Genomic DNA, 14,815 nt, shown 5'->3' on the forward strand with positions numbered 1-14,815 from the left:
GCTCACAGCAGCCTCAGCCGCTGCGCCTGCTCTTCGAGTTCCGCGCGGAACGCCGGATGCGCGATCGCGATCAGCTCGCGTGCGCGCTGCTTGGCCGACTTGCCACGCAGTTGCGCCACGCCATGCTCGGTCACCACGTAGTCGATGTCGTTCTTGCTCGTGCTCACGTGCGTGCCGGGCGACAGCGAGGGCACGATGCGCGAGATGGTGTCGCCCTTGGCGGTCGAGGGCAGCACGATGAAGGCCTTGCCGCCGCGCGAGCGGTTGGCCGCGCGCACGAAGTCCGACTGCCCGCCCGTGCCCGAGTACGGCGCATGGCCCAGGCTCTCGGAGCCGCACTGGCCCAGCAGGTCGATCTGCATGGTGGCGTTGATCGCGACCAGGTTATCGTGGAGGCCCGCGAGCGCCGGGTCGTTGGTGAAGTTCACCGGATGCATCTCGAGCGCCGGGTTGCGGTCCATGAAGCGGTAGAGCTTGCTCGAACCGAGCGCGAAGGTCGCGATCGACTTGCCTGGCAGGTGGTTCTTGCGCCGGTTGGTCACGGCGCCGCTCTCCACCAGCGTGAGGATGCCGTCGCCGATCATCTCGGTGTGGATGCCGAGGTCGCGCTTGGCCGTGAGCTGCATCACCACCGCGTCGGGAATGCCGCCATAGCCGATCTGCAGGGTCGAGCCGTCGTCGATGCGCTCGGCCACGTACTTGCCGATGGCCTGCTGCACCGGGCCGATCTTGGGCAGGCCCACCTCGAGCACCGGCGCCTCGCTCTCGACCAGCGCCGCCACCTGCGACACGTGCACATGGCAGGCGCCATGCGCGAAAGGCACGTTCGGGTTGACCTCGAGCACCACCGCGCGCGCCTTGGCCACGGCGGCCATCGTGTAGTCCGCACCCAGGCTCAGCGCGAAGTAACCGTGCGCGTCCATCGGCGAGGCCATGCTGAAGACCACGTCGGCCGGAATCTGGCCGCGCTCTATCTGCGCCGGGATCTCCGAGAAGTAGTTGGGCAGGAAATCGATCCAGCCCTCCTGCCCGCCCGCGCGCGTGGCGCCGCCGAAGAACAGCGCGACGTGGCGCACGTGCGCCACCGTCTCGGGATCGATGTAGGCGTACTTGCGCATCGCGAGGATCTGCGCGACCTTGACGTCGCGGAAATCGCGTCGCTGCTCGGACAGTGCCTCGAGCAGCGCGGGTGGCTCGCCCACGCCGGTGGGCACGATGATCATGTCGCCGTTGCGCACCTGGCGCACGGCATCGGCGGCGCTGGCGCGCTTGCGGCGGTACTGGTCCTGGAAGTCCATGAAGCGTCTCGTCTCTTTTTCTGAAGGGATGGGAAATGAGGGGGGCGGCCTACAGCGGCGCGTCGTTGCGCGCATCGTAGGTGCCGCGCCGCGCGGCCCGGTTGCAGCGCGCACGGAACACCAAGGCCTTCTGCGCCTCGGCCACGCGGGCCGGGTCGCCCTTCCAGAGCTCGAGCGCGGGCTGCTGCACCGCGCGCGAGAACGAGAAGCTCAGCGCCCACGGCAGCCGCGCGCCGAAGCGGGCATTCATCGCATTGAGTCGCGCCGAGGCGAGCTGCGCCGACTGCCCACCCGAAAGAAAGGCCACGCCCGGCACCGCCGCGGGCACGCTGCGCAGCAGGCAATGCACCGTGGCGTCGGCCACCGCGGTCACGTCGTCCTGCACGGCCGCGTTCTGCGCCGGCAGCACCATGTTCGGCTTGAGCAGCATGCCCTCGAGCAGCACGCCCTGCGCGCGCAGCTCGGCGAAGGTGCGGTGCAGCACTTCTTCCGTGACCTCGGCGCAGCGCGCGAGCGAATGGTCGCCGTCCATCAGCACTTCGGGCTCGACGATCGGCACCAGGCCTGCTTCCTGGCACAGCGCCGCATAGCGCGCGAGCGCATGGGCGTTGACGCGGATGCAGGCGCGGCTGGGCAGGCCCGCGCCGATCGCGATCACGCCGCGCCACTTGGCGAAGCGCGCGCCCAGGCCCGCGTACTCGGCCAGCCGTTCGCGCAGGCCATCGAGGCCCTCGGTCACGGTCTCGCCCGGATGGCCCGCGAGCGGCTTGGCGCCGGTGTCGACCTTGATGCCCGGCACGATGCCCGCGGCGGCCAGGGCCTGCGCGAAGGGCACGCCAGCGTTGGTGGTCTGGCGCAGCGTCTCGTCGAACAGGATCGCGCCGCCGATGCTGTCGGACAGCCCGGGCGCCGTGACGATCAGCTCGCGCCAGTCGCGCCGCGCCGCCTCGGTCTGCGGGATGCCGAGCGCGGCGAAGCGCTTGTTGCAGGTGGCGTTGCTCTCGTCCATCGCGAGCAGGCCCTTGTCGGCGGCCAGCAGCGCGGCGGCCGTGTCGGTCAATGTCTTGGCGGTCATGTCGGGACACCTTTCGGGGGCCATCCTACGCCCGCAAGACTTGCCCCTAGATGACGTTGCGCTCCAGCAGAGGCATGTTGCGCAGGATGCGCTCGAAGCCCACGGCCGACAGGTCGAGGCTGCGGTAGCCGCCGAAGCGGATCAGCTCGGCCACGCCGCGCCCCGCCGCCGGGCATTGCTGCAGGCCATGGCCCGAGAAGCCGTTGGCGAAGTAGAGGTTGTCGCAGTCGGGGTGCAGGCCGAGGATGGCGTTGTGGTCGAACAGGTTCATCTCGTAGTAGCCGGCCCAGGCACCGGTCATGCGGATGGCCTCGAAGGCCGGCACGCGTTCGGCCAGCGCGGGCCAGATGAAGCTGTCGAAGGCCTCGTACTCGACCTCGAGCGCGGCGTCGTCGGGATCCTGGTCCTCGGGCGGCGCGAAGCCGCAGATGAACTGGCGGCCCTCGGGGCGCAGCCAGATCCCCGAGGTGTCGATCACCAGCGGGCAGCCGGGCAAGGCCTCGGGGCACGAGAAGCTGAACACGCTGCGCCGACGGCCGCGCACCGGCAGGTCGATGCCGGCCCAGCGCGCCACCGTCGCGGCCCAGGCGCCCGCGGCATTGACGACCACGTCGGCCGGCAGGGCCTGGCCGTCGGCGAGCACGACGCCGCGAACGAGGCGCCCTTCGCACTGCAGCCCGGTCGCCTGCGCCTGCACATAGCGCACGCCCTGCGACACGGCCTTCCTGCGGAAGGCCTGCAGCAGGCTGTAGCCGTCGTACCAGCCCTCGCCCGAGAGCCCCAGCGAACCCAGCGCCACGCCCTCCGTGTCGAGCCACGGAAAGCGGGTCTTCAACTCCTCGGGGGCGAGCAGCGCCACGTCGACCGCATGGGCCTTCTGCAGCGCATGGTTCTCGCGCAGCACGCCCTCGCCCGCCGCGGAGGCCAGGTAGAGGTAGCCGGGCTCGACCAGGCCGATGTCGGGTTCGTCGTCGCCCACGCGCAGCGTCTGGCCCAGGCCGCGGAAGAAGTCGATGCCGTAGCGCGACATCTCGATGTTGATGGCGGTCGAGAACTGCTGGCGGATCGAACTGGCCGACAGCGCCGACGAAGCCTGGCTGTACGAGAAGTCGCGCTCGACCACCGTGACCTCGAAGGGCTCCTGCGCCGGATCGCGGGTCAGGAAATAGGCGATGGCCGAGCCGATGGCCCCGCCGCCGATGATCACCACACGCCGCATGGAATGCCTTTCGCTCCGCTCGTCATCGTCACCGTCCTTCGTCATGCGCCAGCCGCGCCGCCGCCAGATCCCACAGCGCATGGCCCACGGTCTTGACCAGCACCGGCGCGCCGGCCGCCGCGGGCACCGCATGCGCGAAGTCCTGCACGGCGCGCCAGTCGACGTCGGCGCGGATCAGGTCGCCGGCCTCGCGGCGCGCGCCCTCCAGCGTATCCACAAACACGCTGCCGCGGCGCACCAGCGCGGCCGGCACCTCGGCCATGTCGGCGCGGTAGGCGCCGATCGCGATCACGCAGGCATCGGGGCGCAGGTCCGGCGGCACCACGGGGTCGAGCGCATTGGTCGCGGCGACGACGAGGTCGGCCTCGCGCGCGACGGCGTCCGGATCGGCAACCGCCTGCGCCTCGACGCCGAGCGAACGCATGTGCCGCGCGAGGTCCTCGGCATGGGCGGCAGTGCGCGCACGGATCGCGAGCCGCCGCACGCCCCACCGTTCGGCCAGCGCCTCGGCATGCGCGCGCGCCTGCACGCCCGCGCCGATCAGCAGCACCTGTTCCGCACCCTTGCGCCCGGCCCGCATCGCGCCGGCCAGCGACAGGGCCGCCGTGCGCCGCGCGGTCAGCACATTGCCGTCGAGCGCGAGCAGCCGCGTGCCGGTGGCCGCATCGAGCAGCACCACCTCGCCCTGCACCACCGGCAGGCCGTGCGCCGCATTGCCCGCATGCACGGTCACGGTCTTGAGCGCGGCGAACTCGGCGTCGGCCGCGGGCATCAGCAGCATCGTGCCGCCGGCCGCAAGCGGCACGGCGGTGCGCGGCGCGGCCCGTGCCTCGCCGCGGCGTTCGCGCTCGAACATCCGCAGCATGGCTTCGACCAGCGGTCCCCAGGGCAAGGCCGCGGCCGTCTCGGCCGCATCGAGCGTGCGCACCGGGGCCGCCTCAGGAACCGGCGACGCGCACGCGCTTGCCGTCCTTGTAGGTGAAGACGGTGAAGTCGGGCTTCTGCAGGTTGCCCTTGGCATCGAAGGCGATGGCGCCGGTCACGCCGTCGAACTTCACCTTGCGCATCGCCGGCAGGTAGGCCGCGGGCTCGACCGAGTTGGCCTCGCGCATGCCGGCGGCCAGTGCCATCATCGCGTCGTAGAGGTAGGGCGCGTAGGTCAGCACGTCGACGCCGAAGCGCGCCTTGTAGCGCTGCTCGAACTCGGCGCCCCTGGTGGTCTTCTCGACCTCCTTGCCGCCGCGCGTGCAGTAGAGCAGCCCGTCGACCGCGCCGCCGCTGATCCTGGCGACCTCGTTGGTGCACAGGCCGTCGGTGCCCAGCAGCTTGGCCGTGATGCCGAGCTGCTTCATCTGGCGCGCGATCAGCCCGCCCTGCGCGTCCATGCCGCCGTAGAACACGACCTCGGGTTGCTTCGCCTTGATGCTGGTGAGGATGGCCATGAAGTCGGTCGCCTTGTCGCTGCCGTACTCCTGCGCGACGATGGTGCCGCCCAGCGCCTTGACGCCGCGCGCGAACACCTCGGCCGCGCCCTGCCCGTAGGCGGTGCGGTCGTCGATCACGGCGATCTTCGTGGCCTTGAGGTCCTTCACCGTGTAGTTCGCGATCGCCATGCCCACGTCGTCGTCGTCGCTCGCGAGGATGCGGAACACGTTGTCGTAGCCCTGCTTCGTGAAGCTCGGGTTGGTGGCGGTCGACACGTCGGGCAGGCCGGCGCGGCTGTAGACCGCCGAGGCGGGGATGGCGGCGCCCGAATTGAAGTGGCCGAGGATGCCCTTGACGCCCATGTCTGCCAGCTTGTTGGCGACCACCATGGCCTGCTTGGGATCGGCCTGGTCGTCCTCGGACTGCAGCACGAACTTGATCTTCCTGCCGCCGATCAGCAGGTTCTGCCTGTTGAGGTCCTCCACCGCGAGCCGCGCGCCGTTGTCGTTGTCCTTGCCCCAGTGGGCGGCGCCGCCCGTGAGCGGGCCGGCATGGCCGATCAGCACCGTCTGCTCGGACTGGGCCCAGGCCGGCAGGGCCAGGGCGCCGGCCAGCAGGCAGGCCGAGACGGCGGCATGGCGCCGTGGCGATACGCGCGAAGCGGTCATCGAAAGTCTCCTTGTGTTTGTGCGTGCGGGCCGCGCTGGAGGCCCGAACGCAGAATAGAGTCGCGCTGGCGGGCGCAACAAACGCTCAATGCGCACGACGTTGTGCGATCCCGGAAGGAAGCCCCCCGGATCGGCGACGCGATGAATGCTTTGGTTGACGGAAAGCGGGCCGCGCCAGAATCGGCCCACCAGGACAAGCAGGCGAGATGAGAAAAGACATACCCAACCTCGGCGCGCTGCAGGCCTTCGAGGCCTCGGCGCGGCTGGGCAGCTTCACGCGCGCCGCGAGCGAACTGGCGCTCACGCAGAGCGCGGTCGGCCGCCAGGTGGCGATGCTCGAGCAGCGGCTCGGCGTGGCGCTGTTCTCGCGCGTGCGGCGCCGGCTCACGCTGACCGACGTGGGCCGCGAGTACGCGGCGCGCATCCGCCGCCACCTCGACCAGATCCGGCGCGACACGCTGGAGATCGCCGCCGGCCACGACATGGGCTTCGTGCTCGAGGTGGCGGTGGTGCCCACCTTCGCCACCCAGTGGCTGATTCCGCGCCTGCCCGATTTCAGCCGGCTGCATCCCAACATCACGGTCAACCTGTCGGCGCGCTCGCAGCCCTTCTCGTTCCAGGAGAACGCCTACGACGCCGCGATCTACTTCGGCGACCAGTTCTGGCCCGACACGCGCGGCGGGCGCATCTTCTCCGAGGGCGAGATGGTGCCGGTGTGCAGCCCGGCCTTCCGCGATGCCAACGGCCCCTGGGACGAGGCCGCGTTCGCGCGCTGCCGCCACGTGCACCTGAGCACGCGCGCCCATGCCTGGCGCGACTGGTATGCGCAGCAGGGCTGGGACTACACGGTGCATGCCTCGCGCGGGCCGCGCTACGAACTCTTCACCATGGTGACGGCGGCCACCGCGGCCGGCATGGGCGTGGGCCTGGCGCCGCGCCTGCTGATCCAGCACGAGCTGCGCACCGGCGAGCTCGTGATCCCGATCGACCGCAGCCTCGACGTGAGCCAGGGCTACTACTTCGCCTATCCCGAGGGCCGACCGGCCTCGGGGGCGCTCGAGCACTTCAAGCGCTGGGTGCTGAGCCTAACGCCCGAGAAGGGCTGAGCCCGATCAGACCGGCGCCGGGTTGCGCTCCACGAAGCCGCGCTGGTGCCAGTACGGATAGGCCAGCGTCGTCGTGCTGGCCACGTCGAGTTCGGCCACCTGCTCCTTCGTGAGGTTCCAGCCCACCGCACCGAGGTTCTGGCGCAGCTGCTGCTCGTCGCGCGCGCCGATCACCACGCTCGACACGGTCGGGCGCTGCAGCAGCCAGTTCAGCGCCACCTGCGGCACCGTCTTGCCGGTCTCGCCGGCGATCTTCTCGAGCGCATCGACGACGCGGTAGAGCAACTCGTCGGGCACCGGCGGGCCCATGTCGGCCGTGACGTGCAGGCGACTGTTGGCCGGCAGCGGCTGGCCGCGGCGGATCTTGCCCGTGAGGCGGCCCCAGCCCAGCGGGCTCCACACCACCGCGCCCACGCCCTGGTCCTGCGCCAGCGGCATCAGCTCCCATTCGTAGTCGCGGCCCACCAGCGAGTAGTAGGCCTGGTGCGCCACGTAGCGCGGATAGCCGTAACGATCGGCCACGCCCAGCGACTTCATCAGGTGCCAGCCCGAGAAGTTGGAGGCGCCCACGTAGCGCAGCTTGCCGGCGCGCACCAGGTCGTCGAGCGTCGAGAGCGTCTCTTCCACCGGCGTGGCGGCATCGAAGCCGTGCAGCTGGAACAGGTCGATGTAGTCGGTGCCCAGGCGCTGGAGCGCGGCGTCGACCGCGGCGACCAGGTGGTAGCGCGAGGAGCCGACCTCGTTGGCGCCCTCGCCGCTGCGGAAGGTGGCCTTGGTCGAGATCAGCAGCTTGTCGCGCGGCCGGCCCTTGATGGCCTCGCCGAGCACCGACTCGGCCGCGCCGCCCGAATAGATGTCGGCGCTGTCGAACATGTTGACGCCCGCGTCGAGGCAGATGTCGATCAGCTTGCGGGCCTCGGCCACGTCGGTGCTGCCCCAGGCCTGGAAGAATTCGCCCTTGCCCCCGAAGGTGCCGGTGCCGAAGCTCAGGACGGGGACCTTGAGGCCCGATCGGCCCAGATGACGGTATTCCAAGATGCTGCTCCTTCGGCCCGCGGGCCAGGGTGGTGCGGGCCGGCGGCCCGCGGATGGCCGCCATTGTTGGCCGCGGGACTGAACCCCGGCCGGCAGTCGGGCTTCTAGGGCAGCAATTTGGAGATCGCGTCCTCGAAGGCCAGCACGTCCGAACCGACGTGGGTCGAGTTGAACACCGTCTGCGTCAGCTTGAAGTCCTTGTAGTTGCGGGCCGCGAGCCGGTCGTACATCTCCTTCACCAGCGGCCCGTTGCAGTTGGCGTCGCAGCGCGCCAGCACCATGGTCGCGGGCAGTGACTTGCCGGCCAGCGCGGTGAACATCTTCTGCTCGAGGTCGTAGTTGAGGTCCTTCTGCTGCCAGAAGGCGGCCTCGGTGGACAGGAAGTACGAGAACACCAGCTGGTCGGGCGCCTCGAGGAACATCGCGGTCGCGGCCAGGTTGCCGCTGGTCGACAGGCCCGAGAGCATGCGCCGCTTCGGGTCCATGCGGTACTTCGATTCGAGGTAGGGAACCAGCTCCTTCACGAGGAAGCCGTGATAGCCGGTGGCGCCCGGAAAGTTGTAGTCCTCCTGCCGCCGCGCGCTGCCGCCGATGCACACCAGGATGGCCTTGGTGCCACGCCGTTGCAGGATGTTCTTGAGGTTCGTGAAGCGCGTGTCGGGCAGACCGTTGGTGGCATCGCCGTCGAGCGCGTAGATGGTGGCGTAGGCATCGGTGCTGGCGTCGTAGCCGGCCGGGATGTAGATGTCGATGCGGTAGTCCACGCCATAGGCCTTGGCACTGACGGTCTCGCTGACCACGCGGCCGGTGGAGGATGGCGGCGGCGGCGCGGGCTGCTCGGGTGCCGGAGCCGGAGGCAGGATCGGGAGGCCACCGCCTCCTCCGCCACCGCCGCCCCCACCGCAGGCCGCCATCGCCGCGACGAGCACGCAACCGCACACGGCCGCGAGTGCGCGGCGCCATTTTTCTTGTCTCATGTGGTTCCTCTTCTTCTACCCCGGCACACGTCGTGCCGGGCGGGATGCTGCGCCGGGGGCCGGGCAGCGTCAACCTCGCCGGTCGGATCGGCCAGGCTGTGGCGCCATGTCCACACGCCTCGCGACGGCACGATGGCGTCTACAGCCGCATGCCGAGCCAGATCACCGATTCGGTCGAGGCCGCGACGACCGGGCTCAGCAGCCGCGACCAGAAGCGGCCGGGCTCGAGGTGCGCGGCCGACTGGTCGTGGTGCTGCCGCTCCTCGTCGACGATCTGCGCGATGGCCGCCACCGCCGCCTCGTCCTTGCCCGCCAGCTCGCGCAGCTGGGCCTCGAGATGACGCAGCACCACGCGCTCCACCGCCACGGTGGTGGCCGCGATCGCGTGGCGGCCGAGCAGCCCGGTGACCAGGCCCAGCACCCAGCCGCCGATGCCGCACAGCCAGTAGCTGCGGCAGCGGCGCACGCCGCGCCGTTGCAACTCGGTGGCGAACACGGCGCGGTGCCGTTCCTCGTGCGACTTGAATTCGCGCAACTGCGGCACCAGCGCCGGCGCGGTGATGCGCGCGGCCAGGATCTGCGCGCGGTAGATGTTCACCGCGCCCTGCTCGCCTGCATGGTCGACCTTGAGGATGCGGCCGCCGAGCGCGGTGTCGCGCGAGCTCAAGGGGCGATCTCCTTCAGGGCCTCGTCCACCGGCACCGTCAGCCCCACCTTCACCCGGCTCATGGCCACCAGCGTCTTGAAGCGCTTCACGTTGTTGTTCTCGAAGAACAGTTCGCGCGTGAGCCGCGTGTAGTCGGCCATGCTGCGCACCGCGAAAATCAGCACGAAGTCGCACTCGCCCGCCACGTAGTAGCACTGCTGCACCTGCGGGCAGGCCTGGAAGCTGCGCTTCATCGCATCGAGCAGGTCGACGCGTTCGCTCTCCACCTCGACCTCGACGATCACCGTGAGCTCGCAGCCCACCGCGTCGGGATTGACGATCGCCGCATGGCGCTCGATCACGCCCTCGTCGGCCATGCGCTTCAGGCGCCGGTTGACCGCCGCGGCCGAGAGATGCACCTGCTGGCCCAGCTCGCCCTGCGGCAGGCGCGCGTCCTGCTGCACCAGCGCCAGCAGCTTGAGGTCGTAGGCATCGAGGGGCGTGGGCATGGGCGGGACCGGCAGGCGTGGCGGGTGGAATGGAAATTGCGCCGACAGCCCCTTCAATGCGCGCAAATTCAGGGGTCGGCGAAATAGCATTGTTGCCCATGACCACCGCCACCCTCGCCTCCGACGCGCCGCTCGATGCCGAACTCTCGGGCTGGCGCCGCTACCTGCACACCATTCCCGAGACCGGCTTCGCCGAGCACCGCACCTCGGCCTTCGTCGCGCGCACGCTGCGCGCGCTGGGCCTCGAGGTGCACGAGGGCATCGGCGGCACCGGGCTGGTGGCGAACCTGCGCGTGGGCGAAGGCCGCGGCGCGATCGGCATCCGCGCCGAAATGGATGCGCTCGACATCGCCGAATCGGCGCCGGGCCGTGCCCATGCCTCGGCCACGCCCGGCAAGATGCACGCCTGCGGCCACGACGGCCACATGTCGATCGTGCTCGGCGCGGCGCGGCTGCTGCGCGAGCGCCAGGACTTCGACGGCACCGTGCGCTTCATCTTCCAGCCCGCCGAGGAGCACGGCCGCGGCGCCAAGGCGATGATGGCCGACGGCCTGTTCGAGCGCTTCCCGGTTGACGAGATCTACGGCCTGCACAACATGCCGGGCCTCGCGGCCGGCACCATCGCCACCTGCGCGGGCGGCATCATGGCCAGCGAAGACAACTTCACCATTCACGTGCGCGGCCGCGGCACCCATGCGGCGCGGCCGCACATGGGCATCGACCCGATCGTGATCGGCGCCGAGATCGTGCTCGCACTGCAGACCATCGTCTCGCGCAGCCTCGACCCGGGCGCGCAGGCCGTGGTCTCGTGCACCGAGTTCATCACCGACGGCATCCGCAACGCGATCCCCTCGAACGTCGTCATCAAGGGCGACACCCGCAGCTACGACCCCGCCGTGCAGGCCACGCTGGAGCGGCGCATGCGCGAGATCAGCGAGGGCATCTGCCGGCTGCACGGCGCCGAATGCGCGTTCTCGTACACGCACGAGTTCGAGCCCACGGTGAACTGGCCCGAATGCGTGCCGCATGCTGTGGCCGCCGCGACCGCGGTGCTCGACGCCGCTCGCGTGGACGCGAACACCGTGCCGATGATGGCCTCGGAGGACTTCGGCGCCTTCCTGCGCGTGGTGCCCGGCGCCTTCGTGTTCCTCGGCAACGGTGCCGACGGCCAGCCCGGCGGCACGCCGCTGCACAACGCGGGCTACGACTTCAACGACGCGGTGCTCGAGATCGGCGCGCGCTACTTCGCGGAACTGGTGCGGCTGCGACTGCCGCGCTGAATCCCTTTTCTTCTTCCGAAAGACACCAGACATGCTGGTCCGCAATGCCCGCGCCGTGCGCGCGCCCTACCCCGAGGCGCTGCGCGGCATCCTCAACATCGACGAAGCACGCGCCACGCGCTCGTGGCTCTCGCGCTGGTCGCTGCTCGCGCCCGAGCCCACGCCGCTGCGTCGCCTGCCTGATCTCGCCCAGGCCTGCGGCGTCGCCGAAGTGTTCCTCAAAGACGAGTCGCTGCGCTCGCCGCTCGGCAGCTTCAAGGCACTCGGCGCGCCGGCCGCGCTGGTGCGGCTGGTGCTGCGGCGCCATCCGGACTGGAACGCCGACGCGGTGCTGCGCGGCGAACACGCGAATGCCTTGAAGGACCTCGTCGTCATCAGCGCCACCGACGGCAACCATGGCCGCGCACTCGCCGCCGCGGCGCGTAGCGTGGGCGTGCGTTGCGTGATCGTGCTGCACCGGCACGTGAGCGCCGAGCGCGAGCGCGCCATTGCCGACTTCGGCGCCGAGATCGTGCGCATCGAGGGCAACTACGACGCCTCGGTCGCGCATGCCGCGCAGCTCGCCGAGCGGCATGGCTGGCAGGTCGTGTCCGATACCGCCTACCCCGGCTACGAGGACGTGCCGCGCGACGTGATGCAGGGCTACGGCACGATGGTCGACGAGGCGCTCGAACAGCTTGCCGCCGAGTCCGACGGTGCCTGCCCCTTCACCCATGTCATCCTGCAAGGCGGCGTCGGCGGCCTCGCGGCCGGCGTGGCGAGCTACCTCTGGGAATGCTTCGGCGAACGCCGTCCCGTGCTCGTCGTCGCCGAACCGCGCCAGGCCGACTGCCTCACGCGCAGCGCCATCGAAGGCCGGCCGGCCGTGGCCACCGGCAGCGTCGACTCGGTGATGGCCGGCCTGGCCTGCGGCGAGACCTCGACCCTGGCCTGGCGCTTCCTCGAGCCCTCGGTCGACGTCTTCCTCACGCTGGAGGATGAAGAAGCAGTGGCTGCGATGCGGCGACTGGCCGAGGGCTCGGCGCGCGACGTGCCGGTGGTGAGCGGGGAATCGGGCGCCGCGGGCGCGGCCGCGTTGCTGCAGCTCGCGCGGTCCGGGACGGCGAAGGCACAGGCCGGGCTCGATGCTTCGTCGAAGGTGCTCTTGATCAGCACCGAGGGGGCGACCGCGCCTTCGGTCTATGCGGAACTGATGGGCCGTACGGCGGATGAAGTGCTGGCGGCGCAACGCGAATGGCTGAGCCTGGAGACTCGGCGGTAGCATCGACCGCCTTTTCTCCAGGAGATCGTCGATGCGCCAGCTTGCGGGACTTTGGATCGCGGCCCTGTGGATCGCGTGCTTCTCACCTGTGCAGGCCCAGGTTACGCAGCAGGTGGTGGACATCCCCACCCGCCCCGGCGTGACGCAGCGCATGCTCGTGCTGACGCCGCCCACGCCGAAAGCAGCCGTGATCCTGATCGCGGGCGGACATGGCGGGCTTCGGATCTTTGCCAACGGATCGCTCCAATGGGGTGCCGGCAACTTCCTCGTCCGCACGCGGCAGCTGTTCGCCGACCAGGGGCTGCTGGTGGCCGTGATCGATGCACCGTCCGATCGGCAGAGCCCGCCCTATCTCGCCGGCTTTCGCCAGAAGCCCGAGCATGCGGCCGATCTCCAGGCCGTCATCGCCTGGATGCGCGCGCAGTCGAAGGTGCCCGTGTGGCTCGTGGGCACCAGCCGCGGCACGCAATCGGCGGCCTATGTCGCGACCGAGCTCTCGGGCACCGACGGCCCGGACGGCGTGGTGCTGAGCTCCACCATCCTCACTGACGATGGCGGCCGCCCCGTTCCCGCCATGCCGCTGGCGAAGATCCGCGTGCCCGTGCTCGTGGTGCATCACGAACAGGACGGCTGCAGGCACTGTGCCTTCGCCGGCGTACCCGCGCTGATGGCGAAGCTCGAGAACGCGCCGCGCAAGGAAGTGCTGAGCTTCCAGGGCGGCGAGAACCGGGGCGATCCTTGCGAGGCGATGGCCTACCACGGGTTCAACGGACTCGACGGCGAGGTCGTGCCGCGGATCGCGGGCTGGATACTGGCGCGATAGCGCCGGGCCTGCGTACAGTTCTTACACGCTGTAGAACCTCTGCGCGGCCCCCGACCCTAGACTGGGCCGATGAAAACCAACCAAGGACTTGGCGTAGGCGCCGGACTCGCGGCCGGCGTGGGCATCGGTGCCTTGCTCGACGAGATCGGCCTGGGGATCGGCATCGGTCTCGCGCTGGGAATCGCGCTGTCGCTGGCGCTCGATCGCAAGGACCCCGGTTAGCCGACCCTGCCGCCGGCGCCGTGCCTATTGCGGCACCAGCTCCACGCGCCGGTTCTTCGCGCGGCCGTCCTCGGCCGCGTTGCTGGCGACCGGCGCCAGATCGGCCACGCCATACGCGGCGAGCCGGTTGGCCGCGATCGCGTACTGGCTGGCCAGGGCCGCATTGACCGCTTCCGCACGCCGCTTCGACAGTGCGATGTTGCTGTCCAGCGTGCCCTGGTTGTCCGTGTGGCCGACCACGCGCAGCTTGAGCGCCGGCTCGGCCTTGAGCAGCTTGGCGATCTCGTCCAGCGCGGGCTTGGAATCGGGCTTGATGTCGGCCTTGGCGGTGTCGAACAGAATGCCGTAGAGCGCCACGCGCCCGGTGGCGGCGATGGCCTTCGACATGTCGCCCGCGCTCACCGTCACCATGTTCTGCTTCATCGCCCCGACCTCGATGATGTCGACCGCCGCGTAGGCGCCCTTGACCGCCTTGTAGTCCTTGCTGTCCTTGGCCCATTGCACGGCCTCGACGACCACGTAGAGATCGCCTTGCGACCGTGGAATCTTGAAACTCGCCAGGCGCGCCGTCGCGACCTCGGCGGCCGAGAAGGTGTAGGTGCTGCGGCTCGTCTTGATCTCGTTCCAGCTGTACGGGCAGAGGAAGCAGGAGCGGCTCTTGAAGTTCTCGTCACGCCCCGAGTCGTAGAGCGTGACGCCACCGGCCGCCTGCACCTCGCTCTGGTAGTTGCGGATCAGCTCCGCCGTCGACGTGTCGCCCGCCGACTCGTACCAGAGGCGGGTCAACGCGCCCTCGACCGGCTCGGAGCCGGTCCAGCTGCGCTTCCTCGAGGTGGTGTCGTAGCCCTTGTAGGTCCCCGTCGGCACCAGGTATTCGTCGAAGCGCTTGAAGTCGTAGCCGACGATGATCGAGCCCGCGAAGCGCTTGAGCAGCGGGTTGTCCTTGGCGCCGGGCAGGTCCTGCGCGGTCGCGAGCGTGGAGAGAAACAGCAGCCCGGCGAATGCCGGCGCGGCCAGCAGCCGAAGGAAGGCAAGGACGGAACGCGGACGCATCGATGACTCCGGAAATGGACGGCGCCATTGTCAGGAATTCCGATGATTTGGCTGCACGGCCGTTTGGCCTATGAAGAAGGTCTGTGGTGGTAGTGGGCGAATGGGCGGATCGACTCGAAGGACCTGCACGAGCCGCGAACCCGGTTCGAACGGCACGGCCCGCTACAGTCGGCCGGTCGCGAGCATCGACAGAAAGGCGCTCATGATCAATCGCTCCG

The 14,815-nt window shown here is 70.0% G+C and carries 15 protein-coding genes; 5 read left to right on the forward strand and 10 right to left on the reverse strand.

Annotation, left to right across the window (positions count from 1 at the left end; all coding sequences use genetic code 11):
- Positions 1-2: 2 nt before the first annotated feature.
- The 5 genes from AC07PU_RS27490 to AC07PU_RS27510 are packed head-to-tail and all read right to left on the reverse strand — an operon-like array spanning position 3 to position 5,685.
- Positions 3-1,298 carry an acetyl-CoA hydrolase/transferase family protein gene (locus AC07PU_RS27490; RefSeq protein ID WP_495321624.1) on the reverse strand — a complete coding sequence of 432 codons (1,296 nt, stop codon included), beginning with the start codon at positions 1,296-1,298 and terminating at the stop codon, positions 3-5.
- A gap of 49 nt (positions 1,299-1,347) precedes the next feature.
- The gene (locus AC07PU_RS27495; protein WP_495321625.1) at positions 1,348-2,373 is read right to left on the reverse strand and encodes a class I fructose-bisphosphate aldolase; all 1,026 of its coding nucleotides are present in this window, start codon (positions 2,371-2,373) and stop codon (positions 1,348-1,350) included.
- A 46-nt stretch (positions 2,374-2,419) separates the two neighbouring features.
- Positions 2,420-3,592, reverse strand: coding sequence for an NAD(P)/FAD-dependent oxidoreductase (locus AC07PU_RS27500; protein WP_495321626.1), 1,173 nt, complete (start codon positions 3,590-3,592; stop codon positions 2,420-2,422).
- Positions 3,593-3,620: 28 nt separating this feature from the next.
- Positions 3,621-4,520: a delta(1)-pyrroline-2-carboxylate reductase family protein gene (locus tag AC07PU_RS27505; RefSeq protein ID WP_495321627.1), complete on the reverse strand. Its 900-nt coding sequence runs from the start codon at positions 4,518-4,520 to the stop codon at positions 3,621-3,623.
- Between the two features lie 10 nt (positions 4,521-4,530).
- Positions 4,531-5,685 carry a branched-chain amino acid ABC transporter substrate-binding protein gene (locus AC07PU_RS27510; RefSeq protein WP_495321628.1) on the reverse strand — a complete coding sequence of 385 codons (1,155 nt, stop codon included), beginning with the start codon at positions 5,683-5,685 and terminating at the stop codon, positions 4,531-4,533.
- A gap of 206 nt (positions 5,686-5,891) precedes the next feature.
- Here AC07PU_RS27510 and AC07PU_RS27515 point away from each other — a divergent pair, with 206 nt between their 5' ends.
- Complete coding sequence (locus tag AC07PU_RS27515) at positions 5,892-6,791, forward strand: LysR substrate-binding domain-containing protein (protein WP_057596715.1); 900 nt, start codon at positions 5,892-5,894, stop codon at positions 6,789-6,791.
- A 6-nt stretch (positions 6,792-6,797) separates the two neighbouring features.
- On the opposite strand, the gene AC07PU_RS27520 is transcribed toward AC07PU_RS27515, so the two are convergent.
- From AC07PU_RS27520 to AC07PU_RS27535, 4 genes are all read right to left on the reverse strand, one after another.
- On the reverse strand, positions 6,798-7,826 hold the full coding sequence (locus AC07PU_RS27520; RefSeq protein ID WP_495321629.1) for an aldo/keto reductase: 1,029 nt from the start codon (positions 7,824-7,826) through the stop codon (positions 6,798-6,800).
- Positions 7,827-7,930: 104 nt separating this feature from the next.
- A complete protein-coding gene (locus tag AC07PU_RS27525; protein WP_495321630.1) occupies positions 7,931-8,803 on the reverse strand; it encodes an alpha/beta hydrolase in 873 nt (290 codons plus the stop codon).
- 139 nt (positions 8,804-8,942) lie between these two features.
- Positions 8,943-9,470, reverse strand: coding sequence for a demethoxyubiquinone hydroxylase family protein (locus AC07PU_RS27530; RefSeq protein WP_495321631.1), 528 nt, complete (start codon positions 9,468-9,470; stop codon positions 8,943-8,945).
- Complete coding sequence (locus AC07PU_RS27535) at positions 9,467-9,958, reverse strand: Lrp/AsnC family transcriptional regulator (RefSeq protein WP_093341484.1); 492 nt, start codon at positions 9,956-9,958, stop codon at positions 9,467-9,469. The genes AC07PU_RS27530 and AC07PU_RS27535 overlap by 4 nt, the downstream gene beginning before the upstream one ends.
- A 98-nt stretch (positions 9,959-10,056) precedes the next feature.
- Between AC07PU_RS27535 and AC07PU_RS27540 the strand changes: the two genes are divergently transcribed.
- The 4 genes from AC07PU_RS27540 (at position 10,057) to AC07PU_RS27555 (ending at position 13,544) form a co-directional block, all read left to right on the forward strand.
- A complete protein-coding gene (locus AC07PU_RS27540) occupies positions 10,057-11,238 on the forward strand; it encodes a M20 aminoacylase family protein (RefSeq protein ID WP_495321632.1) in 1,182 nt (393 codons plus the stop codon).
- 31 nt (positions 11,239-11,269) lie between these two features.
- Positions 11,270-12,499, forward strand: a complete 1,230-nt coding sequence (locus AC07PU_RS27545) for a diaminopropionate ammonia-lyase (protein WP_495321633.1) — start codon at positions 11,270-11,272, stop codon at positions 12,497-12,499.
- Positions 12,500-12,614: 115 nt separating this feature from the next.
- A complete protein-coding gene (locus AC07PU_RS27550) occupies positions 12,615-13,322 on the forward strand; it encodes an alpha/beta hydrolase (protein WP_495321634.1) in 708 nt (235 codons plus the stop codon).
- 69 nt (positions 13,323-13,391) lie between these two features.
- Positions 13,392-13,544 (forward strand): glycine zipper domain-containing protein, encoded by a 153-nt coding sequence (locus AC07PU_RS27555; RefSeq protein ID WP_495321635.1) that lies wholly within the window; start codon positions 13,392-13,394, stop codon positions 13,542-13,544.
- A gap of 24 nt (positions 13,545-13,568) precedes the next feature.
- Here the strand turns inward: AC07PU_RS27555 and AC07PU_RS27560 are convergent, their stop codons facing one another.
- On the reverse strand, positions 13,569-14,597 hold the full coding sequence (locus tag AC07PU_RS27560; protein ID WP_495321636.1) for an OmpA family protein: 1,029 nt from the start codon (positions 14,595-14,597) through the stop codon (positions 13,569-13,571).
- Positions 14,598-14,815: the final 218 nt, after the last annotated feature.

Source organism: Variovorax sp. GW821-FHT10D07 (genome assembly GCF_059415325.1).